Source organism: Streptomyces sp. SP17BM10, assembly GCF_036322405.1.
Classification (GTDB): domain Bacteria; phylum Actinomycetota; class Actinomycetes; order Streptomycetales; family Streptomycetaceae; genus Kitasatospora.
Genome location: NZ_JAQYXB010000657.1, coordinates 1 through 287 on the forward strand (window position 1 = coordinate 1; position 287 = coordinate 287).

A 287-nucleotide genomic window follows, 5' to 3' on the forward strand; every position below is an offset into this window, starting at 1 on the left:
GCGCCGGGGACGCAGTCGAACAGGATGACCGGGGTCTTGTTGTCCCAGGTCGGGCCCGGGCCGGCGACGTTCAGGCAGCGCTTGCTGGCCGGGTTGAACAGCGCGGCGCCCGGCCCGGCGGCCGGCTTGTCGGCGGAGGCGAGGACGAACGTCTCGTTGGCGGCACCGTTGACGCAGTCGAACAGGATGATCGGGGTGAGGTTGCCCCAGGTCGGACCGGCGCCCGAGACGTTGACGCAGCGCTTGCTGGCCGGGTTGTACAGCTGGCCCGAGGCCGTCAGCTGGAA

Annotated in this window: 1 protein-coding gene; it reads right to left on the minus strand. The window is 71.1% G+C overall.

The genetic code is table 11. The features are described 5' to 3' along the window. Window positions 1-287: RICIN domain-containing protein (locus tag PUR71_RS30745; protein ID WP_443077627.1), on the minus strand; the 287-nt coding region annotated here is incomplete at both ends.